20 protein-coding genes and 4 pseudogenes are annotated in these 23,899 nt (G+C 60.9%); 7 read left to right on the top strand and 17 right to left on the bottom strand.

Annotated features, from left to right (window positions below; all coding sequences use genetic code 11):
- Window positions 1-278 precede the first annotated feature (278 nt).
- From htpG to HHL08_RS19645, 3 genes are all read right to left on the bottom strand, one after another.
- Complete coding sequence (htpG, locus tag HHL08_RS19650) at window positions 279-2,165, bottom strand: molecular chaperone HtpG (protein ID WP_169574717.1); 1,887 nt, start codon at window positions 2,163-2,165, stop codon at window positions 279-281.
- A 201-nt stretch (window positions 2,166-2,366) separates the two neighbouring features.
- Entirely contained in the window at window positions 2,367-2,576 is a 210-nt protein-coding gene (locus HHL08_RS26305) for a hypothetical protein (RefSeq protein ID WP_408021795.1), read from the bottom strand.
- Window positions 2,577-2,925: 349 nt separating this feature from the next.
- Window positions 2,926-3,732, bottom strand: a complete 807-nt coding sequence (locus HHL08_RS19645) for a LysR family transcriptional regulator (protein ID WP_206377992.1) — start codon at window positions 3,730-3,732, stop codon at window positions 2,926-2,928.
- Between the two features lie 106 nt (window positions 3,733-3,838).
- Between HHL08_RS19645 and HHL08_RS19640 the strand changes: the two genes are divergently transcribed.
- From HHL08_RS19640 to HHL08_RS19630, 3 genes and pseudogenes are all read left to right on the top strand, one after another.
- A complete protein-coding gene (locus HHL08_RS19640; protein WP_169574716.1) occupies window positions 3,839-4,177 on the top strand; it encodes an antibiotic biosynthesis monooxygenase family protein in 339 nt (112 codons plus the stop codon).
- Window positions 4,174-5,334, top strand: coding sequence for an MFS transporter (locus HHL08_RS19635; RefSeq protein WP_169574715.1), 1,161 nt, complete (start codon window positions 4,174-4,176; stop codon window positions 5,332-5,334). Before HHL08_RS19640 ends, HHL08_RS19635 begins: the two co-directional genes overlap by 4 nt.
- A gap of 68 nt (window positions 5,335-5,402) precedes the next feature.
- Window positions 5,403-5,632: pseudogene (locus tag HHL08_RS19630) on the top strand (integrase); the annotation flags it as partial.
- Between the two features lie 225 nt (window positions 5,633-5,857).
- On the opposite strand, the gene HHL08_RS19625 reads toward HHL08_RS19630, so the two are convergent.
- On the bottom strand, window positions 5,858-6,556 hold the full coding sequence (locus HHL08_RS19625) for a pirin family protein (RefSeq protein WP_169574714.1): 699 nt from the start codon (window positions 6,554-6,556) through the stop codon (window positions 5,858-5,860).
- A gap of 111 nt (window positions 6,557-6,667) precedes the next feature.
- Between HHL08_RS19625 and HHL08_RS19620 the strand changes: the two genes are divergently transcribed.
- Window positions 6,668-7,597, top strand: coding sequence for a LysR family transcriptional regulator (locus HHL08_RS19620; RefSeq protein ID WP_169574713.1), 930 nt, complete (start codon window positions 6,668-6,670; stop codon window positions 7,595-7,597).
- Window positions 7,590-8,201, top strand: coding sequence for a TMEM175 family protein (locus HHL08_RS19615; RefSeq protein ID WP_235955171.1), 612 nt, complete (start codon window positions 7,590-7,592; stop codon window positions 8,199-8,201). The genes HHL08_RS19620 and HHL08_RS19615 overlap by 8 nt, the downstream gene beginning before the upstream one ends.
- On the opposite strand, the gene HHL08_RS19610 is transcribed toward HHL08_RS19615, so the two are convergent.
- The 8 genes from HHL08_RS19610 to HHL08_RS19575 form a co-directional block, all read right to left on the bottom strand.
- Complete coding sequence (locus HHL08_RS19610; RefSeq protein WP_169574711.1) at window positions 8,198-8,893, bottom strand: YoaK family protein; 696 nt, start codon at window positions 8,891-8,893, stop codon at window positions 8,198-8,200. The genes HHL08_RS19615 and HHL08_RS19610 overlap by 4 nt on opposite strands.
- 104 nt (window positions 8,894-8,997) lie before the next feature.
- The gene (locus tag HHL08_RS19605) at window positions 8,998-10,359 is read right to left on the bottom strand and encodes an alginate export family protein (RefSeq protein WP_169574710.1); all 1,362 of its coding nucleotides are present in this window, start codon (window positions 10,357-10,359) and stop codon (window positions 8,998-9,000) included.
- Window positions 10,352-10,780 (bottom strand): DoxX family protein, encoded by a 429-nt coding sequence (locus HHL08_RS19600; RefSeq protein WP_169574709.1) that lies wholly within the window; start codon window positions 10,778-10,780, stop codon window positions 10,352-10,354. The genes HHL08_RS19605 and HHL08_RS19600 overlap by 8 nt, the downstream gene beginning before the upstream one ends.
- Window positions 10,777-11,685 (bottom strand): glyoxalase, encoded by a 909-nt coding sequence (locus HHL08_RS19595; RefSeq protein ID WP_169574708.1) that lies wholly within the window; start codon window positions 11,683-11,685, stop codon window positions 10,777-10,779. The genes HHL08_RS19600 and HHL08_RS19595 overlap by 4 nt, the downstream gene beginning before the upstream one ends.
- Before the next feature lie 160 nt (window positions 11,686-11,845).
- Window positions 11,846-13,774 carry an amidohydrolase gene (locus tag HHL08_RS19590; protein ID WP_169574707.1) on the bottom strand — a complete coding sequence of 643 codons (1,929 nt, stop codon included), beginning with the start codon at window positions 13,772-13,774 and terminating at the stop codon, window positions 11,846-11,848.
- Window positions 13,771-14,019: a XapX domain-containing protein gene (locus HHL08_RS19585; RefSeq protein WP_169574706.1), complete on the bottom strand. Its 249-nt coding sequence runs from the start codon at window positions 14,017-14,019 to the stop codon at window positions 13,771-13,773. Before HHL08_RS19585 ends, HHL08_RS19590 begins: the two co-directional genes overlap by 4 nt.
- A gap of 25 nt (window positions 14,020-14,044) precedes the next feature.
- On the bottom strand, window positions 14,045-14,884 hold the full coding sequence (locus HHL08_RS19580) for an alpha/beta fold hydrolase (protein ID WP_169574705.1): 840 nt from the start codon (window positions 14,882-14,884) through the stop codon (window positions 14,045-14,047).
- A 65-nt stretch (window positions 14,885-14,949) separates the two neighbouring features.
- Complete coding sequence (locus HHL08_RS19575) at window positions 14,950-15,606, bottom strand: isochorismatase family protein (RefSeq protein WP_169574704.1); 657 nt, start codon at window positions 15,604-15,606, stop codon at window positions 14,950-14,952.
- A gap of 470 nt (window positions 15,607-16,076) precedes the next feature.
- Between HHL08_RS19575 and HHL08_RS19570 the strand changes: the two are divergent.
- Window positions 16,077-17,516, top strand: a pseudogene (locus HHL08_RS19570) (IS1182 family transposase).
- Between the two features lie 121 nt (window positions 17,517-17,637).
- Here the strand turns inward: HHL08_RS19570 and HHL08_RS19565 are convergent.
- The 4 genes and pseudogenes from HHL08_RS19565 to istA all read right to left on the bottom strand — a co-directional run bounded on the left by HHL08_RS19565 (window position 17,638) and on the right by istA (window position 22,104).
- Window positions 17,638-17,901, bottom strand: coding sequence for a hypothetical protein (locus tag HHL08_RS19565; protein WP_169574703.1), 264 nt, complete (start codon window positions 17,899-17,901; stop codon window positions 17,638-17,640).
- Window positions 17,898-19,637: an NACHT domain-containing protein gene (locus HHL08_RS19560; RefSeq protein ID WP_169574702.1), complete on the bottom strand. Its 1,740-nt coding sequence runs from the start codon at window positions 19,635-19,637 to the stop codon at window positions 17,898-17,900. Before HHL08_RS19560 ends, HHL08_RS19565 begins: the two co-directional genes overlap by 4 nt.
- A 147-nt stretch (window positions 19,638-19,784) precedes the next feature.
- Window positions 19,785-20,513, bottom strand: coding sequence for an IS21-like element helper ATPase IstB (istB, locus tag HHL08_RS19555; protein WP_169574701.1), 729 nt, complete (start codon window positions 20,511-20,513; stop codon window positions 19,785-19,787).
- Window positions 20,500-22,104, bottom strand: a pseudogene (istA, locus tag HHL08_RS19550) (IS21 family transposase). The gene istB and the pseudogene istA overlap by 14 nt, the downstream one beginning before the upstream one ends.
- Before the next feature lie 268 nt (window positions 22,105-22,372).
- Between istA and HHL08_RS19545 the strand changes: the two are divergent.
- Window positions 22,373-22,885, top strand: a pseudogene (locus HHL08_RS19545) (efflux RND transporter permease subunit); the annotation flags it as partial.
- Window positions 22,886-23,097: 212 nt separating this feature from the next.
- On the opposite strand, the gene HHL08_RS19540 reads toward HHL08_RS19545, so the two are convergent.
- Window positions 23,098-23,649: a hybrid sensor histidine kinase/response regulator gene (locus HHL08_RS19540; RefSeq protein WP_169574700.1), complete on the bottom strand. Its 552-nt coding sequence runs from the start codon at window positions 23,647-23,649 to the stop codon at window positions 23,098-23,100.
- Between the last annotated feature and the right edge of the window lie 250 nt (window positions 23,650-23,899).

The raw sequence follows: 23,899 nt of genomic DNA, 5'->3' as shown, positions 1-23,899 counted from the left end.
TAAGGAGACGGTTGGCGGTGAGGGACTTTCTCATTCACAATGAAAAAGCGACTGTTGGCTACCTGGAACGCGAATTTCCACCGTAAATGGCTGTAATGGGTCGATCACGGGAAGGCGGCTTAAAGGGTCAGATCTGGCATTTGACGCTGCCATGATTTCCGGTGTCGACCGTTCCCATTTACCGGCGAAACGATCGGCACCCTTATTCCCGCCTCCGGCCAAGCTTTTCACGGCCTGGCCTTAGACAAGTGCAAACCTCGCTGTCGGGACATGATGCGTCAGTTCAGTGATTTCGCCATCAACCGCTCCAGCCGCTCCGCAAAAGCATGCGGATCGGCGGGCGGCTGCCCTTCTGCGATACGCGCTTCGTCAAGCAGCAGGAACGCAAGGTCGGCTCGCTCCTGATCGCTGGCTCCGGTCTGGCCGAGCTTGGCGATAAGCGCATGGCCGGCATTGACCTCCAGCACCGGCTTTGCGCGCTCGGGCACCTGCCCCGCCGCAGCCAGCATCCGCTCAAGCTGCAGGTCCATCGCGCTTTCCGACGCAACGATGCAGACGGCGCTGGTCGTCAACCGGTCGGACACCCGGACATCGGACACCTGGTCGGCCAGGACGTCCTTGGCGAAGCTAATGAAGCTGCTCACATCCTCGTTCGGCGCGTCCGGCGTTGCGCTGCCTTCAGCCAGGGGGATCAGGCTAAGGTCAGTCGCGCCTTGGGTCACCGACTTGAAGGGCTTGCCGTCATAATCCACACCAACGGTCGTCCAGAAGCTGTCGACCTGGTCGGGGAGCAACAGAACCTCAATCCCACGCGCCTTGAAACCCTCGAGCTGCGGCGATTGAGCGATGCGATCGAGATCGGTCCCGGTCGCATAATAGATCGCGGTCTGGTTGTCCTTGAGGGAGGCCGCATAGTCCTTGAGCGAGCGCCACTCGCCGTTCGACGTGCTGGTCTTGAACCGGGCAAGGCCCAGCAACTGCGCGCGCCGCTCGAAATCCTCATAGAGGCCTTCCTTGAGCACCGCCCCGAAATTCTCCCAGATCGCGCCATAGCGGTCGGGGTCGCTGGTTGCGATCTTGTCCAGTTCCGACAGGATGCGGTTGCTCACGCCCTTCTGAATCGCGGACAAGACGGGGCTGTCCTGGATCATTTCGCGCGACATGTTGAGCGGCAGGTCGGCGGAGTCCACAAGACCCCGCACAAAGCGCAGGTAGCGAGGCAGGATTTCCGCCTCGTCGGTGATGAAGACGCGGCGCACATAGAGCTTGATCCGACCCTTGCGGTCGGGATCGAACAGGTCGAATGGCTTAGTTTCGGGAATGAAAGTCAGCACCGAATATTCGTGCCGCCCCTCCGCGCGATAGTGGAGCGTCAGTGCGGGCTTGTCGAATTGGCCCGCGACGCTGCGGTAGAAGTCGGCATAATCCTCTTCGCTGATATCGGACTTCGCTTTTGTCCACAGTGCCGCCCCATCAGCGACCTGGCGCTCTTCCTCTTCGCTGCCCAACTCCTTGATGAAGATGGGCACAGGGACATGGCCCGACTGCGCCTTCACGATCCGCTCGACCGTGTAACGCTCGGCATAGGTCTTTGCATCATCCAGCAGATGCAGGGTCACCCGCGTGCCGCGCGCTGGCGCCTCCGCCTTGTCGACTGGCGCAATCGTGTATGTTCCGAGGCCGTCCGACGACCAGCTGGCGGCCTCATCAGTTCCCGCACGCCGCGACACGACATCGACGTTCCCCGCCACCATGAAAGCGGAATAGAAGCCGACCCCGAACTGTCCGATCAACTGCTGGTCTTCACCATTCTTGTCAGCGGTCAGCTTGTCCATGAAGGCCTTGGTCCCCGACCGCGCGATCGTGCCCAGCGTCTCCCCCATGTCGGCTGCGCTCATGCCGATACCATTGTCCTCGACGACGATTGTCCCGGCTTCCTTGTCGAGCGCCAGCGTGATGCGCGGCTGGGGATCGTCGCCGAACAGGGCCGGATTGGAAATTGCCTCATAGCGCAGTTTCTCGCACGCGTCGGCCGCGTTGGAGATCAACTCGCGCAGGAATACGTCTTTGTCGGAATAGACCGAGTGCACCATCATGTGCAGCAACTTTGAAACGTCCGCCTCGAAGGCATGCGTTTCAGGGGCGCTCACGATGTCGGTCGTCATGGTCTTTGCTCTCTCATATGGCAGGCTGTGCGACGGTCAGATGGATCGAATGCGATTTCCATTCAAGGGGTGAGCTTGAAAGCACCGCCCTTCTTGGCCCTGCCTGTGAAAGCGGTGCCTGCCCGCATTTATTCGCTACCTTTGTTCCACAGCAACCCTGCGCAGGGATTTCTCGATCTCACCGCCACAATAGGCATCGCCCTATTCCCTGATTGACGCCTTGTTCAGTTGCGCCAAGGCGGGCTTATTGTGCAACCGCCGCGACATAGATGCGACGTGGGGCGCTGTCTCGTCCAAGGTGATGGCGATGACGGAAAAGCGATCCGCCATAGTAGTCCATAATGTCGAAGTCACGATATCGGCCACGCCCGCGCTGTCCGTTCCAATCAGATATCCCGTCTCCTTCCCCAAACCATGGCGTCTCTTGAAGGGAAACGCAGAAAAAACCGGACCGACCGCAACTGAGGAACAAAAATTTCAGGCTTAGCGTCCGATAAGGGTCGACTGCTACCGGAAGCGAACGCCGCGTCGTGGGACTTTGCGGTCGCTCAACGTCACCGGATTGAATGGCCGTGGTCGGCAGAAGCAGACATCCGTGAATGGCGGTATTGAACTAAGACGCAAGACTGAGGCCGAGGACGGCATCACCGATTTCAGGCAGTAAGGCAGTTGTCGTCACTGCGGGTTGAGATGTTCGGCCATGAAGTCGACGAAGGCTCTCAGCCTTGGCGTCATCTGGCGACTAGCCGCCCAGAGCACGTTAAACTGGTCCTGCTCTGTAACAAGGTCTTCCATGATCGATACGAGAGACCCATCGGCGGTCTCCTGGCGGATCGCGAAGGGCGGCAGGCAGGCAGGCGATGCCCATGCCCTCCACGGCAAGGTGAACAAGCGGATCGACGGCGGTCGCGCTCATTCGTTCCGGCAAGACTATCTTCTTCCCCTGCTCCGGACGCACTAGCGGCCAATGGCGGATCTTGCCGGTGGAGGGTGAGCGCTGGTGCAGGCAATGATGATGCATCAGGTCATCGATCGCGACAGGTACGCCATGCCGTTCCAGATAGGTCGGCGAAGCGACGATCTTCAACCGGAAGCGCCCGATGTTGCGGCTCATCAATCGGCTATCCGAGGGCTGCCCGGTCCGGATGACAGCATCAAAACCCTCTTCCACCACATCTACGAGCCGATCGGAGAAATCGAGGTCTATCTGCACCTCCGGCCACGCCCGCATGAAGTCCGTGAGCACCGGCATGAGCAGCATGCCGACCAGCGGAAGACTTACCCGAAGCCGCCCGCGTGGCGTCAAATTTGCGTGTGCCAGTTCGGCCTCCGCGGCATCGACTTCCTCGAAGATGCTCCGGCAGCGTTCGAGAAACATGCGTCCTTCTTCGGTCAGGGCCATGTTTCGCTTGTTGCGATGGAACAGGCGCACATCGAGGCGCTGCTCCAGTCGGGTCACCGCCTTGCCGACAGCCGAGGCCGACAGACCAAGTTGGCGCCCGGCAGCCACGAAGCTGCCGGTTTCGGCGGATTGCATAAATGCTTCGAACGCAGCGAGCCTGTCCATATCGACATGATACCAGAATAATATTCCGTAGTCATCGGAACACCAGAGCAATGTTATCAAATCTGCCAATGGCTATCTCGAATGGGTCCATTTCGAGGAAGCCTTCATGACCCCAACCTTCGCCATTCATCCGAATCCCACCACCTTCATCGTCAATGTGATTCATGTTCATCCGGGCAAGCAGGATGAGGCCTTCCGTCTCATCCAAAACGTCGTGCACTACGTCGCAGAGCGTCAGCCAGGTTTTCAGTGGAGCAATCTTGCCAGAAGTACTGATGGGCTGACCGTGGTGAATATCGAGGCGATCGCCGACGCCGGCGATGTCGATACGTTCTTCGCCGACCCGATTTTCCGTGAGATGTTCGCACTGCTCGACGAAGTGTCGTCGAGCGAATTCCACACCTACACGGTGGGCGATCTCGTGCTGCCGAAATCCGCATCGTGACCGCCGGGACCGACCGGCTTCCTGTCGCGGGACTATGCGCCCTGGCGCTTGCCGGCTTCGTGACGATCCTGACCGAGGCATTGCCTGCCGGCCTCCTTCCGCAGATCGGTGCGACGTTGGGAGTCAGCGAGGGTTCGGCTGGACAATGGATCACCGTCTATGCGCTCGGTTCGCTGGCCGCCGCCATCCCGTTGACGGCGGCAACGCGAAGTTGGCGCAGGCGGCCGTTATTGCTCTTCGCGATCATCGGCTTCGCCATCGCTAATCTGGTCACCGCCGTGACGACAAGCTTCATCATCGCGCTTGTCGGGCGCTTCATCGGTGGTGTGTCGGCTGGCCTGCTATGGGCATTGCTGGCGGGCTATGCGACCCGCATAGCCCCGCCCGCCTTGTCGGGGCGCGCTATGGCAATCGCTATGTCGGGCACGCCACTGGCGCTATCCGTCGGTATTCCAGCAGGTACGTTTTTAGGCATGCTGATGGGATGGCAGTTGGCGTTCGGGTTGCTCAGCGCGGTGGCCTTGATGCTGGCTATATGGATTCTAGCGGTTGTACCGGACTTTGACGGTGAGACGCGCGCCGATCGTCCGTCGCTGGCGCAGGTCTTCAAGATCCCCGGCGTGCGACCGGTGCTGATGGTCACGTTCAGCTTCGTGCTCGCGCACAATATCCTCTACACCTATGTCGCGCCGCTGCTGGACCAGCTTCGTCTCGTCGGCCAAGCCGACCGCGTGCTGCTGGCATTCGGGGGGGCAGCAGTGGCGGGTATTCTCGTGACAGGTGTCTTGATCGATCGCTGGCTCCGCCCCTTGACCATCGCCAGCATCGCACTGTTTCTGCTATCATCCGTGACGCTAGCCTGGGCCGGGGGTATGCCGATCCTCATCTACGGTTCGGCCATGGTTTGGGGACTGGCATTCGGCGGCGCGGCAACCCTCTTCCAGACCGCATCTGCCCGTGCTGCGGGGCCTTCCGCCGATGTCGCGCAAGCCATGATCGTCACCGTCTGGAACGCCGCAATTGCCGGCGGCGCTTTGGCCGGCGGCGTCCTGCTCGACCGTGTTGGGGCTGGAATATTGCCTTGGGCAGGCTTCACTGTGTTGATAGTTGCGGCTTGGGCAGAAATGTCAGGTCGTGCAAAACGGCCACTTTCTTGATGGGGCCGCTTTTGCGTTCGACGAACGACCGCTTTCCAAAAAAGCGGTCGCCATTTGCTACAGATCGAATGTCTTGTCGTGGTCGACAGGAGCTTCGGGGCTGCGACTTGGTGTAGATCAAGATCGGCGACATCGTCAGCGGGCGCACATCCGAACGCATGCGATCGTCATGCAGCAGAAAACAGGTCGCCCCGTTCAGTTCGAACTGCTCCCCGATGCTCTGGCTAGCCTGCTGGCCTGGCTCGATCGGCGGGGCGGCACGGTCGATGACTATGTCTTTCCCAGCCGGGTTGACCAAGCCTTTGGGAATTAGCTGTCATTTAACCTAATGCCTCAAACGACCGCTTCGGCTGTAAGGCGACCTTCGAACGCGAAGCGCATTGGAGGGCTTGCTGTGGTGAACAATATGCAATCCCAGGCCGCGAGCGCAATCACCATCACGGACCCTTTGGCGCTTACATGTCGATCATTTGGTCTGAAGCCGGGGAAACTGGGAGAGCAATCAGCCCTCCCAGAACCTTTTTCAGGCAGCGTCGACCATGACAATCTCGCTGTCCTCGACTGCGGTTACACGAATGACATCGACATCCGTGATTGCGGCGCCGTCACGGGCGTTGACCTGGACGTCATCGATCCTGATCGCGCCTGTGGCGGGGACGAGATACGCTTTGCGGTCCTTGCCGATCGGATATTCGGCGCTTTCGCCGGCTCTCAGCGTTGCTGCGACAATCCGGGCATCCGTGCGGATTGGTAGCGCGTCATTGTCCTTCTCGTAGCCGGATGCCAGCGTGACGAAATGGCCAGTCCGATCGCCTTTGGGAAAGGGACGGGCACCCCAGCTTGGAGCATCGCCGTTCTTCGTAGGCACTATCCAGATTTGGAAGATCTTGGTCGTTACATCCTCCAGATTATATTCGGAGTGACGCACGCCGGATCCAGCACTCATGACCTGGACGTCACCGGCCTCGGTCCGGCCCTTATTGCCTAGGCTGTCCTCGTGCGTGATGGCCCCTTCGCGGACATAGGTGATGATCTCCATGTCGCGGTGCGGGTGCGGCGGGAAGCCAGTCTTGGGCGCGATTGTGTCGTCATTCCAGACACGCAGGTTGCCCCAGCTCATACGCGCCGGATCGTGATAGCCGCCGAACGAAAAGTGATGCTTGGCGTCGAGCCAGCCGTGGTTGGCACCGCCAAGGTCTGCGAATGGGCGAACTTCGATCATGTGATGTCTCCTTTCGAACAGCGTCGGGCTGTCGTTGGATGTCTTTTACGTCTTGCGATAACTTCGAAGCAGATACATAAATCCGTTGTATTCGTTCGAGAAAGTAGAACAATGAATTCACCCGGTACCCCGACCTTTGACCAGCTTCGTATCTTCCTCACCATCGTCGATCTGGGCAGCTTCGCGGCTGCCGCGCGGAAGCTCAATCGCGCCGTGTCGGTGATCAGCTATGGTATCGCCAATCTGGAAGCACAGCTCGGGCTGATGCTATTCGACCGGGAGGGCACGCGAAAACCCCAGCTGACAGTCGAGGGACGCGCCTTGCTCGCGGAGGCGCGCAGCATATCGCATGGTTTCGACGGACTGCGCGCGAAGGTGAAGGGTCTACTCGACGGGCTGGAGGCGGAAGTGGACCTCGCCGTCGATGTCATGCTGCCGTCCGAGCGGCTAGGGAAAGTCCTGCGCAATTTCGCGACCGAGTTTCCAACGGTCCAGTTGCGCCTCCATGTCGAAGCGCTCGGCGCGATCACCGCCATGGTGCTGGACCGGGGCGCGGCTATCGGCATTTCCGGGCCGCTGGCGGCCGGCGTGGAGGGCGTCGAGTGCATTGCCGCCGGTTCGGTATTGATGGTGCCGGTGGCAGCGCCGGATCATCCGCTCGGCCGCTTGGAACGCATTCCACCTGGCGCCGGGCGCGAGCATACCCAGTTGGTGCTGACGGATCGCTCGCGCTTTACCGAGGGGCAGGATTACTCAGTCATGAGCCCCAAGACGTGGCGGCTGGCAGACCTGGGGGCGAAGCACGCGCTGCTGCGCGAAGGGATTGGATGGGGCAACATGCCGCTGCCGATGATCGAGCCCGACCTTGTTGATGGCACCTTGGTCCGTCTCGTGATGCCGGATCACATCGGCGGAACCTACCGCTTTGCAGGTGTCTGGCGCCGGGACGCTCCACCTGGACCTGCCGCCTCCTGGCTGCTCGATCAGTTTGTCGCTTTGGGTGCCAACGACAAGGAACTGGAGGGCATGGGCGATGTCTAATCAGGCCGAAGGCAGGCCGAAGCGCGGCATGCGGTCGGGCCGACTCGAGGCGTTCACCGATGGCGTAGTCGCGATCATCATCACGATCATGGTGCTCGAGTTGAAGGTGCCACAGGACGGGACGCTTGAAGCGCTGTCGGACAGCATGCCGATCCTGCTAGCCTATATTCTGTCCTTCATCAACGTCGGGCTCTATTGGAACAATCATCATCACCTGATGCAGGCGACCCAGCGGATTGACGGTCGCGTGCTGTGGGCAAACCTCTTCCTGCTGTTCTGGCTCTCGCTCGTACCCTTCGTTATCCGGTGGCTCGATGCCAGCGGCTTCTCGGCCATGGCGACAGCGTCCTATGGCGTCGTGCTGGGGATGGCAGCGATCGGCTATGAACTCACCGAGCGGTCGATCATCGCCTGCAATGGCCGTCAGTCGGCGATAGGGAGGGCCATCGGTCGTGATTGGAAAGGCAAGATCAGTCTTGCCCTTTACGCAGTTGCCGTGCCCGCCGCCTTTTTCGCCCGGCCGGTGGCGATCATTCTTTATGTTGCGGTGCTGGCGTTCTGGCTCGCGCCTGACCGCCGGATCGAGCGCGAACTGGAGGATTAGAGGGGCTTACCAGCGGCTGGGTGCAGCGTGCAGGCGAGCGTGCCGGCGAAGATCAGCCCGCCGGCGAGGATGAGCGGAGCGACCAGCCCACCATGGGTGACGAGATAGGCGCCGATGGCCGCACCCAGGAAGATGGCGGTCACGCTACCGATACGGCGTGCCCAGTTGGGGTTGGAACCGCCAGCGGCGCTGGAATCGGCCGCGAGGCCAGTGATCGTGAGCGTAAGGACCGTCGTGGTGAGGTCCGGCACTTTGAGCTGGCGGATGGTCGCGTTGCGGAAGCCCATGGCGAGGCCGGTCAGCGTGATGATGATATAGACGCTCGTACCGGGCGTCTGCGTGGCCACGTCGAACCCGACGGCGACACCAGCTGCGATCCAGAGGAGACTGGCTTCGACCGAAGCCGCGATGAGCAGCCAGCGGCGAAGGGGCGAGCCTGCATGGCGCTTGCCAACGCGCCCGGCGATCAGCGCGCCGACCATGAATGACGCGATGGCGAAGACATAAGGCGCGATCTTGAACCCCGGTGCGCCGCTGGCGGCGAACCCCAGGAAGACGACGTTGCCGGTCATGTTCGCCGTGAACACTTTGCCAAGGCCGAGTACCGATATGGCATCGACCAGCCCGGTCGTGACGGAGAGGAGCAGGAGGAGCCAGGGGAGCGGCGATGTAGCAGGCTTGTCGGCGGTCATAACGGTCTCCGTGAATGTCTATGCCATATGGCCTAGCCGCAGCCTCGACATGGGAGCAGCCGAATAAGATCGGCCTTGTCGTTCGATAAATTGGAACGATGGGATCAGAAGCGGAAGTTGCTTTCCAGGCCTAGCATCGTGATCGTTTTTGCCGGACCGGTTTCCTTGATGAACGCGCCTGGCGCAAAAGCGGACAGCGACGCCGACAACTCCCATTCGGGCGTCGCCTGGCAGGCGATTGTCGCTTCGGCCTCCTTTCCGATGAAGCGTGCTTTGCTACCATTTGCTTCGCGGATCAGATTGCCGGGAATGTCGTAGACGCCGTCCGCAATGCTGTACCGCCAATAAGCCATGGCGGCGAGGCTGAACGAAACGCCCCCACCAAAAGTACCACTGACGCGCGGATTGACGCTGACAATGTTGGTCGGACCGACAGGAGACAGCTCGCCGAAATATTTGCCCTTGGGGAAGAGCGCATTGAACGTGCCGAGTTTGCCGTCGCCCGCTTTGCTATCGCCACTGACGACATTGACCCGCAGGGTAGCGTCCGGCGCGAAGGGTAGCGTGGGAAAGCTGTGGCCGACCTCCGTGCCCAGCGTCCATGCCGAAATCCTCTGTCCTTCGAAATGGCCGAATTGTGCCGCCCCCTCGACATTCCAGTGCCAGTCGCCACGCGCCCCGTGGGAGCGCAGGCCGATACTATGCCGCACTTCGCGCCCGGCCTGTCCGCCAAAATGCGCAAGCCGGTTGCGGTAGCCCAGATAGTAAATGTCCAGCTCCGGCAGCGTCGTATAGGCACCCCACAGCGCCTTAGCGTCGGAGGTCGCGTCGTCGAAACTGCCGGGGCCCGGCTGGACGGGCCGCATGTTCAGCAAACTGATTTTGGCCCGACCAATCGTGACGTCCGCCCGCGCACCATCGAAAGCGAGCGGAACATTGGGGCCATAACGAGTGCCGACCAGCCGTTCCGTGCCGAGCGACAGCATCTGGCGACCGGCGCGCAAGGTGACCGGGCCTAGATCGACTTCGCCGAACCCCTGAAGCAGATCGGCCCGCGTCTGATCTATCGGGCTGGCGGACGGCGATACGCCGATCGCGTAGGCCAGGATCGGCTGCACGAAAGCCCGAACCTTGCCAACATGCAGATCGGCATAGGGGAGCGCGCGCAGCCACAGATAGCTGTCGTCCGGTGCGTCCGCCCCGCCCCAGAGATTGTTCTGATAATTCTCGCTGCGGGCGCGCAGTTCGATGCCGGTCGTGACCCAGCTATCGTCGCCGAGCGGGATATGCTTGAGCGGACCAGTCCAATGATGCGCGCGTTTCTCTGCATCGGCGAGATCGGACCAGTCCTCGTCATAGCGCGTGATGCTGAGTGTGGGGGCCTGCCAGGCCTCGCGCTGCTGGGCGCTGGCAGGGGCCGGGACAGCCCCCGCCAGCAGCCCGGCGGCGAGGAGAATCCTAAGCACGTCGCCGTTCCCGCGCGGACATGAGCGCCACCAGTATGAAGCCGCCGATCAGCCCGACATGCTCGAAGAAAGCATTTGTCGCCATGAAGCGTTCCTGCCCCGCTGGCATCGTCCAGAAGGCATTGGCGGTGAAGGCGGCCAGCAGCGTGAAGACGCCCAGCATCCCAGCGCCCAGCCAGACGAAGCGGCCGGTCAGGATCAGGATCGGCCCGACCAGCTCTACGCCGATAGTCAATACCGCCCAGAAGGCAGGTGGGCTCATGCCGAAATGCGCCTGTTCGGCGACCGCCGCTGGCCAGTCAGTCGCCTTGACGATGCCACCCAGCAAATAGGCGCTGACCAGCGCGAGACGCGCCAGGAACCATGTGAGGCGCCAGTTAAGGATCGCATCGACGAATCGGGGTTCATCCGCGCCGGTCATGGCTTCACCGGCGCGTGAATTTCGGCGATGTAGCCGCCGGGGAAGCGGACGATCGCGGTCTGGCGATCACCCTCGACATGGGCAGGGACGAGCGTCTCGACACCTGCTGCCGTCGCCTTTGCGAGGGTCGCGGGCAGATCGCCCACCTCATATCCGGTCATGTCGCGACCATAGGGCCAGGGAAGCTGACCGTCGGACACGATGACGCTCATCTTACCATAGCCCGACGTCATCCGAATGCGGCGATAGGTCTTGCCCGACTGACCGATTTCTCCGCCCGGTGCGGCCTTGTCGTCGGAGGTGACCGTCGCATGGGCAAAGCCGCGCCACTGCTTCACGAACTGGTCGGCGGCATCGGCGGTCAGGTAAATGCGGTTCTCCGGTACGGTAACGAGCGCAGGATAGTTGGGCTTCGCGGTGTGCCAATAGAGCTGCATGTTTACACCGCCGGCCCATTGCACCACCACGTCGCGGCCGATGGGATCGGGAAAGCTGGTGATGAGCCGCGTCGCGCCGTGCCGCATCGCGGAAGCGACCGCTGCGTCGAGGTCGGTCACGAGATAGCCGGTGCGTTCGGCACCGAACGGGACGGGAATCGGTGTGAGGAAACCGAAGACGGAAACGGTGCCGGCGGGGGTCAGCGCGAGTTGCGACTTCGTTTTGCTGTCCGTCGGCGTAACTTGGAAAACGCCCTGCTTGCTTGCCATGCCGCCGAAGGTGGCGCTGAAACTCGCAACGAAGCGATCGAAATCTTCCGGCGCGACATAGACATGGGTGGTGTCATATTGCGGGCCGACGGAAAAGTCGTCGGCCGAACTTTGCGTTGGCGCGCTCGATTGCGCAGGCGCGGCGACAGGACTGATGGCGACCAGGGCGGTCGCCATCAGGAGGGCGATGCGGTTCATTTTTTTCTCCGGTTGAATGGCGTTGGGCTTCCGATGAGGTTGCAAGCCCGTGCTACGCGACGGGGACCATCCAAACGATCCGCATAAAATCAGAGAGTGCGTTCCAGTTTATCGAACGTAAGAAGAGCACCCCTCTAGCTAGGAGGGCGCACTCTTAGGATCAAACAGCCCAGCAGCCGCAGCCCATGACGCCCCAGAAACTCTGGACATCGGCAGCAGGTACGCTCGCGCCGAGCGCCGCCGCATGGTCATGGCCATGGACATTGCAGGAGGAGGCGCAGCCGCAGGCCGATGCCATCTTCTTGGCCGTTTCGTCCCGGCGCCAATGACCGCCGAACGTCGCGACAGGCGACCAGTCGGGCATCGCCTTCGGCGCTTGCGGTGCGAGCGGACCAAAACCGCCCTCGCCATAGACGATCTTGCCGCCCAATATGGTCAGCACAGAGCGAAGATGGGCAATCTCGCTTTCGGCCACGCTGAAATAATCGTCGGATAGAAGCGCTATGTCCGCCAGTTGCCCGGCCTTGATCTGCCCCTTCTTACCGACCTCATTCGAGAACCATGTGTTCTTCTCCGTCCACAACCGCAGCGCGGTCTCGCGATCGAGACGGTTACGCACCGGATAGAGCGTTAGGCCGCCCACAGTCTTGGAAGTGACCAGCCAGCTTAGCGATACCCAAGGATTGTAGCTGGCGACGCGGGTCGCATCGGTGCCGGCGCCGACGGGGATGCCCGCATCCATCATGCGCTTGATCGGCGGGGTAGCTTCGGCGGCCTTCGCGCCATAGCGCTCGACGAAATACTCGCCCTGGAAAGCCATGCGGTGCTGCACCGCGATGCCGCCGCCCAAGGCCGCGATCCGGTCGATATTGCGATCGCTGATCGTCTCGGCGTGGTCGAAGAACCAGTTGAGGCCCTTAAGCGGAATATCCTTATTCACCTTCTCGAACACGTCGAGCGCGCGGCTGATCGTCTGATCATAGGTCGCGTGCAGGCGCCAGGGCCAGCGGCGCTCGGCAAGCAAACGGATGACGGGTTCGAGATCACCCTCCATCTCTGCCGGCATGTCGGGACGAGCGATACGGAAATCCTCAAAGTCGGCGGCCGAATAGACCAGCATCTCACCCGCACCATTGTGACGATAGCTGTCGTCGCCGTCGCCCGGCTTGATCTGTGTCGACCAGCTGGCGAAATCCTTTAGCTCTTCCTTCGGTTTCTGGGTGAAGAGGTTGTAAGCGATGCGCAGCGTCAGCTCGCCATCCTTGTGCAGCTTGTCGATGACCGCATAATCGTCAGGATAGTTTTGCGAGCCTCCGCCCGCGTCGATCACGCTGGTAACGCCCAGACTATTGAGTTCTCGCATGAAATGCTTCGTGCTGTTGAGTTGATAGTCCTGCGGCAGCTTCGGTCCCTTGGCGAGCGTAGCATAGAGGATCGTTGCGTTCGGTTGGGCCAGCAGTAGGCCCGTGGGATTGCCCTGCGCGTCGCGGACAATCTCGCCGCCCGGCGGGTTCGGCGTGTCCTTCGTATAACCCACAGCCCGTAGTGCTGCTGCGTTGAGTAGGGCGCGGTCGTAAAGGTGGAGGATGAAGACGGGCGTGTCGGGGGCGGCGGCGTTGATCTCGGCGATGGTGGGCAGGCGCTTCTCGGCGAACTGATGCTCGGTGAAGCCGCCGACGACGCGCACCCATTGGGGCGGCGGGGTGTTTTCGGCCTGCCGCTTGAGCATCGCCATCGCTTCGGTGAGGCTCGGCACGCCTTCCCAGCGCAATTCCATATTATAGTTGAGGCCGCCGCGAATGACATGGATGTGGCTGTCGATCAGGCCGGGGATCAGGCGGCGGCCGCCAGCATCCACGACACGGGCGTTGGGCGCGGCGGCGGCCCGCACCTCCTGCTCTGTGCCGACGGCCAGGAACTTGCCGCTACGGATCGCCACTGCCTGTGCCTGCGGATTTTCCCGGTCCAGCGTCGTGACCTTGGCGTTGGTGAGGATGAGATCGGTCTGGGTCATGGCGAAACTTTCCATAGGTGCAGTCAGGGCGGTTGTGGCGGCGGCGCTGGCGAGCAGCTGGCGGCGGGTCATCATGCGTCGCGCTTTCCATGGGTCGGCAACTCGCCCAGCACATGATGGGCGCAGTCCTGGCGGACGAACCGGGCCAGTTCTGGCAGACTGGCGACCCGCTTGACGACCGGGATCAATTGTTCTCCAAGCAGAATGCCGGCCAATCCGACGAGGGCTATAACTGGCGGCGCAGGAGAACGGACGCCCATCAGGCTGTAGACGATGCCGACGATGAGGCCGGCGCCGAGGGAGAGGATGTAGGCTTTCATGTCCGTTCTCCGGCGCTGTCTGGGGTTAAGCCTGGATGAAGGCGAGAATGTCGGCGTTCAGCACGTCGGCGTTTACGGTCAGCATACCGTGCGAATAGCCCTCGTAGATTTTTGAGGTCGCGTTCTGCAACAGCTGGGCCTGTATTACTGCGGCATTCTTGTAAGGCACGACCTGATCGTCATCGCCCTGCAGGACCAGCGTGGGCACCGTGATCGCCTTGAGGTCCTCGGTCTGGTCTGTTTCCGAAAAGGCCTTGATCCCCTCATAATGGGCAAGCGCGCTGCCCATCATGCCCTGGCGCCACCAATTGTCGATCACGCCGGCTAGGCCGGTAGCGCCGGGGCGGTTGAATCCGTAAAATGGCCCGGTGGGGAAATCGCGGTACATCTGCGCACGGTTCGCTGCCAGTGCCGCCCGGATACCGTCGAACACCTCCATCGGCAGGCCGTCGGGATTGGTATCGGTCTGCGCCATCAGGGGCGGCACCGAGCTGACGAGCACCGCCTTGGCGACGCGGCCCTGAGGTTGGCCATATTGGGCGACATAGCGCGCCACTTCGCCGCCGCCGGTGGAGTGACCGATATGAATGGCGTTCTTGAGGTCGAGATGCGCGACGAGCGCAGCGGCGTCGGCGGCATAATGATCCATGTCGTGGCCGAAATCGACCTGGGCGGAGCGGCCGTGGCCGCGACGGTCATGGGCGACGACGCGATAGCCCTTCGACAGGAAGAACAGCATCTGCGCATCCCAGTCGTCAGACGACAGCGGCCACCCGTGGTGAAACATGATGGGCTGGGCGTCCTTGTTGCCCCAATCCTTGTAGAAGATGTCGACGCCGTCCGTGGTGGTGATGAAGTTGCTCATGGGAAAATCCTTGGCACGATGGGGAGAAGCGGCCGGGGGGGGGGATGCCCGGCCGCCGGGCTGGATCAATGCGCCTCGGAGGCGTTGAACATCGTCTTGGCGTAAGTGATGCCCAGGCCATAGGCGCCACCCCACTTCTTCGCGAAGCCGGTGGTCATGTCGTAGGTTTCAGTCCTTGCCCAGTCGCGCTGCAGCTCGAGGAGGTACTGGAGCGAGGTCATCGGCTTGGCGCCCAGCTGGATCATCCGCTCGACGGCGCGCTCATGGGCTTCTTCGGAGATGTCGCCGCAGGCGTCTGAGATGAAATAGACGTCGAAACCCTGATCGATGGCCGAGGCGACGGGGCCGACGATGCAGACCGAGGTCCACAGCCCCGCGAAAATGATGCGCTCCTTGCCGATGCGGTTGACCTCGTCGATGACGGCAGCGTCTTCCCAAGTATTCATCGATGTGCGGTCGAGCAGCGCCTGATCGGGAAAGGCGTCGGTGATCTCGCTGAACATCGGGCCGGAGAAGCTGTCGACGGCGACCGTGGTCAGGATGGTGGAGACCTTGAAGCCGGCGGCTGCGTTGGCGACCAGAGCTGCGTTGTTGCGCAGAAGCTCGGTGGAAATCGACTTGGTGGCGAAGGCCATCTGCGACTGGAAGTCGATCATCACGAGGGTGTGATCGGTCGGCGTGATCAGGGATTTGCCGGGGGTCGGGGTCGCTTTGATGGTCATGTCGGTCTCCAATCGAATTTCGTACACTCGGCTCGTTCCGGTGTGATTGAGGGTCTAGCGGTATCGAGTTTTGCTGCGCAGTCTGATAAAACTTGGCCCATCGTTCGATTAAATCGAATGATTGATGTGAGCCAAAGCCCGGTTCTAATATTTCAGCAGGTCTTTGAGCCGAGCTGCGGACTGTGTAGCTCGTAGGTCCCTACTGAGCCAAATCCCATTGCCGCTGGCGCTTCGGTGCCAAAGCCCAGGTAATTGAACAGGCCGGTTGCATCACCGCGATTTTTGCTGCGTCGAGATGTTCTGTGGTGTGATTATTTCAATAGGGTTCGCGAGGTCTTAGCAATCTGGAACGACGGCTCCTATCAATTGCAGACGTTGCCGACCCTGCCGACGAATGACCGGGTGTGGTCGAGGCTGTGTAAAAACGCCGTTTTGTGGTAGAGTTTTCCGGGATCTCGGGAGTCTTACCGATGGGCCGTTTCGTGGAAGAACAAGACCGCCGACAGGATTTTTTATTGCCGGCATCGCTCGATGATTATGTAGCTGAAGATAACCCGGTTCGGGTCGTTGAGGCGTTTATCGACGAGTTGGATCTGGTGGCAGTTGGTTTTGCCGGGGCAAACCCAGCGCCTACCGGGCGCCCAGCCTATCATCCTTCGACGATGCTCAAGATCTACCGCTACGGCTATCTGAACCGGATCCAGTCTAGCCGACGACTGGAGCGTGAAGCGCAGCGCAATGTCGAGTTGATGTGGCTGACCGGTCGATTGGCACCGGACTTCAAGATGATAGCCAACTTTCGACGGGATAATGGTGCAGCGATCCGGGCGGTGTGCAGCCAGTTTGTGGCTCTGTGTCGACAGTTGAGGCTGTTCGGACAGGCAACCGTTGCGATCGACGGCAGCAAGTTCAAAGCCGTGAACAACCGGGATCGCAACTACACAAAACACATAGCGGCCAAGCGGATCGAACAGGTTGAGGCCAGTATCGAGCGGTACCTTGCGGCCCTCGATCGTGCCGATCGTGAGGCCAGCGACGTTCCGCAAGCGCGGGTTGATCAGATCCGAGAAAAGATCGCGGGCTTGCGCGGCCAGATGCGTTTCTTGAAGGAAATGGCCGCACAGGTCGAGGCTGCGCCCGATCATCAGGTGTCGCTGACCGATCCGGATGCCAGGTCCATGAACAGCAGTGGTCGCGGCACTGGCATTGTCGGCTACAACCTGCAGGCAGCAGTGGATGCCGAATACCACCTCTTTGTCGCGCATGAAGTGGTGAACGAGGGCAATGACCGGGCACAGCTCGCGCCGATGGGTCGGCAAGCGCAAGCCGCCATCGGCGCGCCTGAAATCACCGTCCTGGCGGATCGCGACTATATGAACGGCGAACAGGTAATGGAATGCGAAGGCACCGGCATTTTACCCTGCGTGCCCAGAACCGACACGTCCGGCTAGGCGCAGCGCGGTTTATTTACCAAGGCCGGCTTCGTGTACGACGCCGACCATGACCATTATACCTGCCCGGCAGGGGAATATCTGACCAAGGCGCGTCCGCGGTTGGATCATCACGGCGACATCGACCATTACCGCAACCTGAGCGCCTGCCAGAGCTGCGCTTTGCGACCGCGCTGCACCACTGAATATGTGAAGCGCGTCAAACGATGGAAGCATGAAGCGGTGATCGATGCCATGCAGAAGCGATTGGACCTGTTACCCAATGCCATGGGGATCCGACGCCAGACTATCGAACATGTCTTTGGCACGCTCAAATCCTGGATGGGCAGCACCCACTTCCTGACCAGGACGCTCAAAAACGTCAGAACCGAGATGAGTTTGTGCGTGCTGGCCTACAATATGAAGCGGATGATCCAGATCATGGGCATTCAGCCACTCATCGCAGCGATCCGCACCTGAAAGGCCGATGCGAAGGCCGACATTCCGCCACCGCGGCCTCCCGATCCTACCGCGCGACTTCCACCTCGGGAGCGTTTCTACACAGCCTCGGTCGGTAGCCGCCTATTACCCACGACAGCAATCAACGTCTGCTTACGATCGACATGTTGCTCAGCCATCCCCGCTTCAAGACCATCTGATGGAAGAATTGTGAATCCTTAGGCGGCATGATGTTGCGCACGGTGAAATAGGCAATTCGCTCATCACCAAGGTCGCTGACACCTGCGATGGTCGGGCTACCTACTACCGAGAGATGTGTGCTGTCGGCGATCCGAGCGGCTTCCTCCCCGAGCCGGACCCACGAGAAGACAATCGCACGGCTGTCCTCGCTGACGTCAAGGTTCATGGCTGCACGCCCCATGTGGAGGAACTCGGCTGAGGTTTCAGAAACTGTGTGGCGGGGCATCGGCTTGTCTTCCCGGACAAGCCGATGCCCCTGGTGATAAGAGCAGCGGCGACGACCTGACTATAGTCGCAGAGCACATCTTCCTTTGGCGCCATATCGAGCTCGCTCAGTAACGCCCAATAGCGCGATATTCTGCACAGGAGCAGGGCGACAGTCTCCAGGGGTGCTGACACGATGGTGTTCGCAATAATCTCGCGACGCTCGTTGACCGCGTTAACGGGCAAGGCGAATACACCGACCAGTGGTTGCCAGGGCGACTCCTTGGGCATGGCTTCGGCCAAGATGTCGAGGCCACCCGCAGCGGCGCCGAGGAACATGAGATACTCGATGGACAGGATGCCTGAGTTGGCGCTGAGCGACATGCCCCATTCACCGACGCGTGCTTCTGGAGGCGCGTCCTGCAAGAATGTCTCCACGCCACCCTGGATCAATTTGTCGTAATGTTCGTGCTGCCCCGAGGCTGGCCGATGGCGAACGAGATGTTCCGCGATCAGGAATTCGGCGAAGGAGCGATGTGGAAAGAAGAAGGTGTCCGCCGCCTTTCTTTCGAGGAACGCCCCTGCCAGATATTCCCGGCGCTTCTCTTCAGGATTGTCCGCGTCGCCGTCGGGAAGGTCCATGAATGTCTGCGTCGGTATGTCTGACGCTCGAAACGACGTCATGCCGTCACGCTCTTCCCAAAGCCAAAGGGCGACCCGACGAAGGAACTCGAGGCGGTGCTCGCCTTCGATCGGGCTACGCGCTGCTTTGCTTGTTTCCCGTCGAGCCAACATCGCAAAAAATTCCGAGTACAGGCTCCAACGCGTGACATTTCCTTTGAAGGCACCGGGATCGAAGTCGGGGTCTACAGCAAGATCTACGAGAATCTTGGCATGAACCGTCTTGCCGAAAACCTCATCCTCTAGGTCGGCGAGCGCATTCACTTCCTGTGCGCGTCCTTCAACCGACAGGATTTGCGCATCGCTAAGCGCTTCGCCGCATCGATCAAGCTCTATGGAGAGAAGAAGCTGCTCGACGAACCTTATCCGTTCTGCGCGGGTGAATGGTTCGAGGTCATATTCGCGAAACTCCGGCCAGTCGTGCAGGCGCCTTGTTCCACCAGCAATGCGGCGCCTGCCTCTGAGCACTTCAAGATGCTCGTCATCCGATGTGAAGGCTGTTGGCCGCCCAAGCAGTAAGACGCGCGATTCCCCATCGTTGAGAGCATTGAGCTCCTGGATTTCGTTTCGAAACTCGGTCCAGGTCATCGCATGCTTCATTTCGTCGAACCCATCGAGGATGATCAGTAGCCGGCCCTTCGCATTGAGTTCCTTGAACCGAGGAAAGCTGTATCCACGTACGACATATTCAGATGTGAAAAGTGAACCCAGCAGGCTGTCGAGGCTGCTGGATCGGGTGATGTTGCCTAGTTTTATCAATACAGGACGCCTGGCCGTCGGATCGCTCAGTGCCTTGTTCGCCTGGTCCGCCATCAGTCGCTTGGCGAAACTGCTCTTGCCGGCGCCGTATCCGCCCAGGATTGCGAGCGGTGGCGGCCGGTTTTCGACGAGCCAATCCTGTACCGCTTCGAAGAGCGAAACATCGTCACCCCGCAGAGCGCTCTTGTGCTGGTCATCATAATGGGCCTGCCTGGCGCGCGCGGGAATATAATAGCGGTTCAGTCCATCGACTGTCAATTGGCGCGCAAACGGGACCCCCTGTCAGGATGGCGGAACGTTGATGTGACGGGCTTCCCTGCGCTGCGCGCGGCGTAGGGAGGGCGTAGCCCGACCGGAGGCGCGCGCAGCGCAAAGCATCTTTTAATTGATCGCTGCTAGGGCGGATCAGCTGCGGTTTTTGAAGCGCCAGCTGTCATTGCCGGTCTCGACAATGTCGCAATGATGCGTGACCCGATCGAGGAGCGCGGTGGTCATCTTGGGATCGCCGAACACGGTGGGCCATTCCCCGAACGCCATGTTGGTGGTGATGATGACGCTGGTCTGCTCGTAAAGCTTGCTGATCAGGTGGAACAGCAACTGGCGGCCTGATCGGGCGAACGGCAGATAGCCCAGTTCGTCGAGTACGATCAGATCGAGACGGGATAGCTGGGCGGCGAGAGCGCCACTCTTGCCGATCCTGGCCTCCTCTTCGAAGCGGGTCACCAGATCGACCGTGTTGAAGTAGCGGCCTCGGGCACCGGAACGGACGACATTGGCGGTGATGGCGATGGCAAGATGGGTCTTTCCAGTGCCTGTTCCGCCGACCAGGACGATATTACGCCGTGCGGGCAGGAACGCGCCGCTGTGCAATGAACGCACCAGTCCCTCGTTGATCGGGGTACCCTCGAACCGGAAGGCGTCGATGTCCTTCACGACTGGCAGCCTGGCAGCGGCCATCCGGTATCGGATCGACGCGGCATGACGATGCGTCGCCTCCGCTCGCAGGAGGTCGGTCAGTATCTCCATGGTGGTGCGCTGGCGCTGAAGGCCGGTGGTGACGGCATCGTCGAACGCGCCCGCCATGCCCTTGAGGCCCAGACCCCGCATGGCCTCGATCATGTCATGCCGCTGCATCGAAGGTCCTCAGTTGGTCGTAACGGGCACAGTGCGATCGGGGGATGGCGCAAAGCGCTATCCTCGGAGGTGATGATCGTCAGCGGACGCGGGGGTTCCCGGCGTCGTGCCAGGATGTTGAGGATCAGGTCATCGCTCGCCGTGCCCGTCGCCAGTGCCTCACGCACAGCGGCTTCGACGGACTCCAGGCCATCGGTCAGCACGGCCGACAGCACACGAACGAACCGGCGGTCGGCCCTTCGACTGGCTGGCAAGCCAGCCGCTCAGGACAGGCAAGTCGCCATTACCCAGCTTGCGGCGCAGGCGGGCAAGCGCTGGTGGCAGATCCCAGTCCTGGAAGGGGGCACCGTTCCGCAGCGCGCCGGGCTTGCGGGCCAGCACCGGCAGATAATGCCAGGGGTCATAGATCGTGCGGTTGCGCCCGAAGTGGCGAGGATGTTCGGCAACCACCTCATCACCGCAGCGAACCACGATGCGTGTCGCATAGGCACGGACCTGCACCGTGCGTCGCGCCACCGTCGAGAGTACCGAGTAGCGGTTGCGGTCGAAGCTGATCAGGCAGGTGCCGGTCACGGCATGCTCGCTCTCATTGAAGCCCCGAATAGATTTTGGCTCACGGCCCTAGCATCGGCTGCAGCGCAGATCGTTCGATCTCCAGCACCTGCGCCACGGTCAGCTCGCCCTGTTCAGGATGGGGCTGCCGTTCCGCCCAGCGCCGACACTCGGCCTCCAGCCAGCCATTGAGCTCTTCGAGACTGGCGAACCGCAACCGGGGCTGGAAGAAGCGACCCCGGATCGTCTGCACCTGGTTCTCGACCTGACCGTTACGCCCTGCGGGCGTTGGCCTGCGGCTCTCCCATCCCGCCGCAGGCGAGCAGGCCGTGGGCTCGACCATATAATGGTCGGTCATGATCAGGAACCGCCGGTTGAAGACACGTTCCTTGCCGATGAACACGCTCGTCACTGCCGTCTTCATATTATCGTAGATGCCGCGCCCTGGCACGCCGTCGAAGAAGGCAAAACCGCGCGCATGCGCGTCGAACAGCATCTCCTGGCTCTCGCGAGGATAGGCCCGGACATAGACCCCACGTGACGCGCACAGGCACATATGCGCGACCTTCACCCGCATCGGCGCCCCGGCGATCTCGACATCTTCATGGCTCCAGTCGAACTGGTAGGCCTCGCCCGGCCTGAACATCAGCGGGATAAAGGCGGTGACGCCATCGCCAGCGTCCTTGCGCCGCTCGATCTTCCAGCGCGTCGCATAGCGCCGCACCGCACCGCACCGCACCGCATCGTAAGAACCCTCAAAGCCTTCGCGCACCAGCAGGTCATGGATCCGCGTCATCCGCAGCCGGTCACGCCTGCCGCGCAGCTCGTTCTCTTCCAGCAGCGTGTTCAGGCGATCCTGAAACGGACCGATCCTGGGCAGCGGCTGAACCTTGCGCTGATAATCAAAGGCGCCCTCCGGCGCTCGGACCGCTTTGCGGATGACCTTCCGCGACACATGCAGATCCCGCGCGATCGCCTTGATCGCCTTGCCTCCGGCATACTCACGCCGGATCCGTAAAACTGTCTCCAAAACCAACATCCCGATCTCGCCGCCTGAAAATCCAGCCAGCTACTTAAACCATCGAAATGAGGGGGCCCTTTTAGACGCCGATCACCCCGCTAACGGGGGCCTTTTTGCACGCCGATCCACAAACATGAGCCTCCCCGGAAAGCGGGGATGGGCGGCGAAACGCGACTGGAAAGGCCCGCCTCGGCGGGCGCAGGCACCGCAGGGCACAACGAAGTGGAGCACCCGCAAGCGCAGCGCAGACGGGTTGCCGGCGACCGCGAAGGGCTTAGGAAGGAGCGCCGCCTACGGCGTCATTCACGCCCAGGCGGTCGATGCCATTCAAAAGGCCAACCAGGAGACGGGTGGTTCGGTACTGGAGATGGCTGAGGCCGAATATATGGTCCGCGCCTCGGGCTATCTGAAGTCGCTCGACGACTTCCGCTCGATCCCGCTCAGAACCGCTGCGGGCGGCGTGCCGGTGACGCTGGGTGATGTCGCCACGATCCAGATTGGCCCTGAGATGCGGCGCGGCATCGCTGAATATAACGGCGAAGGCGAGGTCGCCGGTGGAGTCGTCATCCTGCGTTCAGGCAAGAACGCGCGCGAAACGATCGCCGCGGTCAAGGACAAGCTCACAGATCTGAGGAAGAGCCTGCCGCCCGGCGTCGACTTGGTCACCACTTACGATCGTTCGCAGCTGATCGACCGCGCGGTTGAAAACCTCACCCACAAGCTGATCGAGGAATTCATCGTCGTCGCCATCGTCTGCGGCCTGTTCCTCTGGCACGTCCGCTCGGCTTTGGTCGCGATCCATGTTGCTCGGTGACATCATAGCCCTCGCAAAAAAGGCCGATTATTACGCCATCGATATTACGCACAGCCTGGTAGATAAAATCGCAATAGCGAACGGTGGTCATGCCGGTGGCACGATCGAGCATTTCCATCGCCACGTCGCGCCCGATAAAGGGCTTCCCAGAACGGTACACCTCATCCAGTACGGCGACGAAACCCTGATCGGCGATTTCAGGCATGGATTCTGCTACCGTATTGCCAACCAACTCGCTGCGACCGACGAATTTTTTTGTAGGATGCGTTTGCAAACGTAAAGCGGTGTTCGGGCCCTTCTGCCATCGCAATGAAACCAGGAGCCTGATCGTACAGCGCATAAAACTCATTACGCTGGTCGTGCATGGTGCTGACTTGACCGCCGACTTTAACAAATGCGTAGATGCGATGCGAAATCTTGCCACTCTCGTTGCGCAGCGGGCTGCCGAACACGATCGCGGGAAACGAAGTTGAGTCAGAGTGTCGACACGCGATCTGCCAAGACCCAATAGTTGCGAAATCCATGATCGTTTCGACACTCGTCAAATCGCGTGGATCGGATAGTTTTTTGAGCAAGAGATCGAACGGATTTTGCAGGAGCCCAAAATCGTCAAGGCCGGTCAAGGCCCTGAACGCCTCATCAGCAAAAACGACTGGATTTCCAACTTGCGCTACATCAACGACGACTAAAGCGAGGTGAGTTTCTTCCGCCGCTGCGACGGCCAGCGCGAGGTTCTGGGGAAACCGCATAGCCTCTCGGGAATCACGCGAAGGTGCTGGCTTATATCCTTGTCCATTCGATCCCTTACCATCCGGGTAGCCTGGATAGCTAGTCAACCATTGCCTTGGAGCCGGATGCTGGTGATCGGCTGATGTTATACCAAGCTGCATTGATTACGACCCACGTGCCCATTTGCGGCGTCCGATAGTCATGATGCGCCACGGCTGATCGATCAGTCTATTCCAGGCGTCGCAGCATAGGTCGATGATGTTGTCGTGG

The organism is Sphingobium psychrophilum (genome assembly GCF_012927105.1).
Classification (GTDB): Bacteria; Pseudomonadota; Alphaproteobacteria; order Sphingomonadales; family Sphingomonadaceae; genus Sphingobium; species Sphingobium psychrophilum.
This window is presented reverse-complemented; position numbering and strand designations above follow the sequence as displayed.

Coding starts and splice junctions, on each gene's coding strand:
- htpG (WP_169574717.1), bottom strand. CDS start 2,165: ATGACGACCGACATCGTGAGCGCCCCTGAAACGCATGCCTTCGAGGCG.
- HHL08_RS19645 (WP_206377992.1), bottom strand. CDS start 3,732: ATGGACAGGCTCGCTGCGTTCGAAGCATTTATGCAATCCGCCGAAACC.
- HHL08_RS19640 (WP_169574716.1), top strand. CDS start 3,839: ATGACCCCAACCTTCGCCATTCATCCGAATCCCACCACCTTCATCGTC.
- HHL08_RS19625 (WP_169574714.1), bottom strand. CDS start 6,556: ATGATCGAAGTTCGCCCATTCGCAGACCTTGGCGGTGCCAACCACGGC.
- HHL08_RS19620 (WP_169574713.1), top strand. CDS start 6,668: ATGAATTCACCCGGTACCCCGACCTTTGACCAGCTTCGTATCTTCCTC.
- HHL08_RS19615 (WP_235955171.1), top strand. CDS start 7,590: ATGTCTAATCAGGCCGAAGGCAGGCCGAAGCGCGGCATGCGGTCGGGC.
- HHL08_RS19610 (WP_169574711.1), bottom strand. CDS start 8,893: ATGACCGCCGACAAGCCTGCTACATCGCCGCTCCCCTGGCTCCTCCTG.
- HHL08_RS19600 (WP_169574709.1), bottom strand. CDS start 10,780: ATGACCGGCGCGGATGAACCCCGATTCGTCGATGCGATCCTTAACTGG.
- HHL08_RS19595 (WP_169574708.1), bottom strand. CDS start 11,685: ATGAACCGCATCGCCCTCCTGATGGCGACCGCCCTGGTCGCCATCAGT.
- HHL08_RS19590 (WP_169574707.1), bottom strand. CDS start 13,774: ATGATGACCCGCCGCCAGCTGCTCGCCAGCGCCGCCGCCACAACCGCC.
- HHL08_RS19585 (WP_169574706.1), bottom strand. CDS start 14,019: ATGAAAGCCTACATCCTCTCCCTCGGCGCCGGCCTCATCGTCGGCATC.
- HHL08_RS19580 (WP_169574705.1), bottom strand. CDS start 14,884: ATGAGCAACTTCATCACCACCACGGACGGCGTCGACATCTTCTACAAG.
- HHL08_RS19575 (WP_169574704.1), bottom strand. CDS start 15,606: ATGACCATCAAAGCGACCCCGACCCCCGGCAAATCCCTGATCACGCCG.
- HHL08_RS19565 (WP_169574703.1), bottom strand. CDS start 17,901: ATGAACCTTGACGTCAGCGAGGACAGCCGTGCGATTGTCTTCTCGTGG.
- istB (WP_169574701.1), bottom strand. CDS start 20,513: ATGCAGCGGCATGACATGATCGAGGCCATGCGGGGTCTGGGCCTCAAG.
- HHL08_RS19540 (WP_169574700.1), bottom strand. CDS start 23,649: ATGCGGTTTCCCCAGAACCTCGCGCTGGCCGTCGCAGCGGCGGAAGAA.